At 63.5% G+C, this 3,029-nt stretch carries 4 protein-coding genes; 2 read left to right on the top strand and 2 right to left on the bottom strand.

From position 1 onward, the window contains the following. Positions 1 to 186: 186 nt before the first annotated feature. Positions 187 to 972 (top strand): TetR/AcrR family transcriptional regulator, encoded by a 786-nt coding sequence (locus WCB02_RS37440; protein WP_423966942.1) that lies wholly within the window; start codon positions 187 to 189, stop codon positions 970 to 972. 142 nt (positions 973 to 1,114) lie between these two features. On the opposite strand, the gene WCB02_RS37435 is transcribed toward WCB02_RS37440, so the two are convergent. Continuing rightward, positions 1,115 to 1,579, bottom strand: a complete 465-nt coding sequence (locus WCB02_RS37435; RefSeq protein ID WP_423966940.1) for an Lrp/AsnC family transcriptional regulator — start codon at positions 1,577 to 1,579, stop codon at positions 1,115 to 1,117. Positions 1,580 to 1,739: 160 nt separating this feature from the next. Between WCB02_RS37435 and WCB02_RS37430 the strand changes: the two genes are divergently transcribed. Continuing rightward, positions 1,740 to 2,753, top strand: a complete 1,014-nt coding sequence (locus WCB02_RS37430) for a 1-aminocyclopropane-1-carboxylate deaminase (protein ID WP_423966937.1) — start codon at positions 1,740 to 1,742, stop codon at positions 2,751 to 2,753. Positions 2,754 to 2,789: 36 nt separating this feature from the next. Here the strand turns inward: WCB02_RS37430 and WCB02_RS37425 are convergent. Beyond that, positions 2,790 to 3,029 (bottom strand): HRDC domain-containing protein (locus WCB02_RS37425; protein WP_423966935.1); only part of this gene is annotated, 240 nt, incomplete at its 5' end.

The following is a 3,029-nucleotide window of genomic DNA, read 5'->3' as shown; positions in this document are numbered from 1 at the left end:
GTGCGCGGCCGTGCCAGGACGGCCGCCGCGCGAGGCTGCGGACGGCCGGTCGGAGCGCTCGAAACGATTGCAGTCTCATCATCATGCGATACCGCCTCTGGTCATGTCCTGGGAGAATATCGGGTTTGTGCTAGCGCCTGGATCGTTTGTTGACCAGACCTTATCTTTTGTACATTAGTACAAACAATGGTACTCACGTCAGCCGCAAAAGCGTCCCGCAACCGGGCACCTGGCAGGGAAGTTCGAGCCAAGAAGCCTCCAGCCGGGATAGCTCAGGCCAAGAAAGCCGGCGCAACGCGCAAGCCGAATTTGCGCGAGGCGATCCTCTGCGCGGCGGAGGAGCTGTTCTCGACCAATGGCTTCACCGCCGTCTCGATCCGGGACATCGCGCAGGCCGCGGGCGCGAACCCCGGCAGCGTCACCTATCATTTCAAGACCAAGGACGGCCTGCTGCTGGAAATCTACCAGCGTCATTGCGGGCCGATGAACCGGCGGCGCTCCGAATTGCTGGCGGCTGCCAACCGCGTCCGCGATCTGCAAGACCGGCTCGAGGCGATCGTCCGCGCCTATGTGCTGCCGGCGTTTTCGTCGGGCAGCGATCTCGCCGGCGGCGGCGCGCGGTTTACGCGGCTGCGTGCGGTGATGTCGGCCGAAGGCAATGACGTTGCCCGCCGCATCATCGCGCAGACCTTTGACGATACCAGCCATGCCTTTATTGATGCGATCCACGACAGCCTGCCGCACATTGCGCGGAAGGAGATCGTCTGGCGCAGCCATTTCCTGTTGGGGGCGCTGTATTACACACTGGTCACGCCCGAACGCGTGTCGCGCCTGTCGCGCGGCGAGGCGGATGGCGCCGATGCGGCGAGTGCCATCGAGCAACTGGTGCGGGCGACAGTCGCCGCGCTCCAGGCCAGCGCGGTCGATGTGCCCGAGCCATCGCGACGATCGACAACGACGGGACGAGGCTGATGCGGCGCTGACGCTGATGGGCAACGCGGTCGCAACGATCGTCGTCCAAATGGGAGAATGCGCTCGATGAAGGTCGCCTGTACCGGATGCTGGATGGCGAAGCCGCGCCTGCAAAGATCATTTGATCGGCGCGAAGCCGCGATCAGAATTCCAGCGGTGCGTTGTCGACCACTTCCTTCATGACGAAGAAGGTCCGGGTCTGGCGGACGCCGGGCAGCGCGATCAACTGCTCGCCATGGATGCGATGGAAATCCTCGATACCGCCGACGCGGATTTTCAGGAAGTAATCGAAATCGCCGGCCACCAGATGGCAGTCGATGACGAATTTCAGCTTCGCCACCGCCTGCTCGAACGAGGCAAAACTCTCCGGCGTGGAGCGGTCGAGCACGACGCCGACCATCACCAGCGCGCCCATTCCGACCTTGCGCGGCGCCACCATCGCCCGCACCGGACCGATGAAGCCGTCCTCGAACAGGCGCTGGGTGCGGCGATGACATGTCGCGGCACTGACACTGACCATCTCGGCCAGTTCGGCATTGCTGAGCCGGCCGTCATTCTGCAGCAATCGCAACATCTTGAGGTCGGTGCGGTCGAGCCGAGCGGCCACGGAAGAATCTTTCGGATACGAGTCTTTTACTGGAAGAAATACTAAATAATATCGCATTGTTCGCAAGATAATTTAGCAGGCAGGGGCCTTTTCGGCAGCACCTTGCGCGGAGCCGGTGATAGTCCTTTCGTCCATCTCGAAACATCCATGAGCTCACGACATGCTCGAAAAATTCGCGCGCTATCCGCTCACCTTCGGGCCGACCCACATCGAAAAGCTGTCGCGGCTGACGCGCCATCTCGGCGGCAAGGTCGAGATCTACGCCAAGCGCGAGGACTGCAATTCGGGGCTGGCCTTCGGCGGCAACAAGCTGCGCAAGCTCGAATACATCATTCCGGACGCGATCGCGTCCAACGCCGATACGCTGGTCTCGATCGGCGGCGTGCAGTCCAATCATACCCGCATGGTCGCAGCCGTCGCGGCCAAGCTCGGCATGAAATGCCGCCTGGTGCAGGAAAGCTGGGTGCCGCATGAGGATGCGGTCTACGACCGCGTCGGCAATATCATGCTCAGCCGTATCATGGGCGCCGAGCTCAGGATGGTCGACGAAGGTTTCGATATCGGCATCCGCCAAAGCTGGGAGCAGGCGATCGAGGAGGTCAGGGCCGCCGGCGGCAAGCCCTATGCGATCCCGGCCGGCGCTTCCGTGCACAAATATGGCGGGCTCGGCTATGTCGGCTTTGCCGAGGAGGTCCGCGCACAGGAGAAAGAGCTCGGCTTCGCCTTCGACTATATCATCGTCTGCACCGTCACCGGCTCGACCCATGCCGGCATGCTGGTCGGCTTCGCCAGGGATGGCCGCGCGCGCAAGGTGATCGGCATCGATGCATCCTTCACGCCGGCGCAGACCAAGGCGCAGGTGCTGGAGATTGCACGGAACACCGGGCGCCTGGTCGAACTGGGCCACGAGATCGTCGCCGACGACGTCGTGCTGATCGAGGATTACGCGCATCCGGCGTACGGCATCCCCTCGGAGGAGACGAAGGACGCCATCCGGCTGTGCGCGCGGCTGGAAGGCATGATCACCGACCCCGTTTATGAGGGAAAATCGATGCAGGGCATGATCGATCTGGTGGCGAAGGGCTATTTTCCAGAAGGCTCCAAGGTGCTCTACGCCCATCTCGGCGGCGCGCCGGCGCTCAACGGCTATGCCTATGCCTTCCGCAACGGCTGAGGCGGCTCATGGGCAATTTCGGCGCGCGGCCGGATTCTAGTTCGCCGCGGCCCTGATCACCGCGATCAACTGGTCGCCGTAATGCTCGAGCTTCTTGTCGCCGATCCCGGCAACGCTGCGAAGCTCGGCAAGCGTCGCCGGGCGCGCCACGGCGATGCCGTCGATCGTGGAATCGTGCAGCACGACATAGGCCGGCACGCCGCGCTCGCGCGCGACGCCGGAGCGCCACGCCCGCAGTGCCTCCCGCAAGCCGCCATCGCCGGCCTTGCCATGACC

The organism is Bradyrhizobium sp. (assembly GCF_049581145.1).
In the GTDB taxonomy this organism is placed as follows: Bacteria; Pseudomonadota; Alphaproteobacteria; order Rhizobiales; family Xanthobacteraceae; genus Bradyrhizobium.
This window is presented reverse-complemented; position numbering and strand designations above follow the sequence as displayed.

Coding starts and splice junctions, on each gene's coding strand:
- WCB02_RS37440 (WP_423966942.1), top strand. CDS start 187: ATGGTACTCACGTCAGCCGCAAAAGCGTCCCGCAACCGGGCACCTGGC.
- WCB02_RS37430 (WP_423966937.1), top strand. CDS start 1,740: ATGCTCGAAAAATTCGCGCGCTATCCGCTCACCTTCGGGCCGACCCAC.